The organism is Mesorhizobium marinum (genome assembly GCF_040813675.1).
In the GTDB taxonomy this organism is placed as follows: domain Bacteria; phylum Pseudomonadota; class Alphaproteobacteria; order Rhizobiales; family Rhizobiaceae; genus Mesorhizobium_K; species Mesorhizobium_K marinum.
Window position 1 is genome coordinate 1 of sequence record NZ_JBFOCI010000032.1, and the last position, 861, is coordinate 861.

Sequence of the window (861 nt, forward strand, 5' to 3'; positions counted from 1 at the left end):
ACGGTTTTCTTCGCACAATTTTTGAAATGCAATCTTGATCTCCGCCCCTTTATCGACAGCCGCATCCCGAATAGTTTTTTCTGAAAAATAGTAAGTCATTATGTCAAATACAGCGCGATTTATTCTCTTTTCATACATAGAACCATTCCATTTTCGAAGCTCTGCCCTTTCTCCAAATATTACTCTGGTCGCAATAAGCGATTTATCAAGATCACTGGCTTGAAGCGACAACTTTTCATTTTCTGCATCCCAATTTTCATTGAAATATTTAGTAGTATCATCGAGGAATTTCTTCAAATCTCCTGAATAATTTTGGATAAAATTGCGATACGCGAAGAATCGCAAAACCAATTCGACGTCGCGCATGCGAAAGTCAGGCTCTTTTAGCTTCATTGCGTTTTTCAACGGCTCTGACTCAGTGGAGAAATCGTCTATGAAGTCGGAGAATGGGCCTGGATGCAGGGCCTGCCTTAGCTCTTGAGGTGAGAGTTGAACGCTTCCAGTGTTGATTCTAAGAAAAACAGAGTAAAGATACTTTTCCGACTTCCATCCTCTTATCACNTTGAGGTGAGAGTTGAACGCTTCCAGTGTTGATTCTAAGAAAAACAGAGTAAAGATACTTTTCCGACTTCCATCCTCTTATCACAACGGTTCTGACCGTTTGATTCTCAAAGTTGTTTAATTCATCTTGAAGCTTAGGGTCATTCTTCAAATCATTATACGTGACACCGTTTAATTCAGCCCGATCGTTTAGACCGGTCAACCTAAGCTGGGGGAATTGATGATCATCACCATCTGACAGAAATTGACGCAACGTTAGAAGTCTTTGCTTTCCGTCAATTACGATAAAGCTGCCCTTCC

Annotated in this window: 1 protein-coding gene and 1 pseudogene; both read right to left on the reverse strand. The window is 40.7% G+C overall.

The window, feature by feature from the left end; translation table 11 throughout:
- A pseudogene (locus tag ABUE31_RS22710) lies at positions 1 to 393 on the reverse strand (hypothetical protein); the annotation flags it as partial.
- Between the two features lie 118 nt (positions 394 to 511).
- Positions 512 to 814 carry a hypothetical protein gene (locus ABUE31_RS22715; protein WP_437344184.1) on the reverse strand — a complete coding sequence of 101 codons (303 nt, stop codon included), beginning with the start codon at positions 812 to 814 and terminating at the stop codon, positions 512 to 514.
- Positions 815 to 861: the final 47 nt, after the last annotated feature.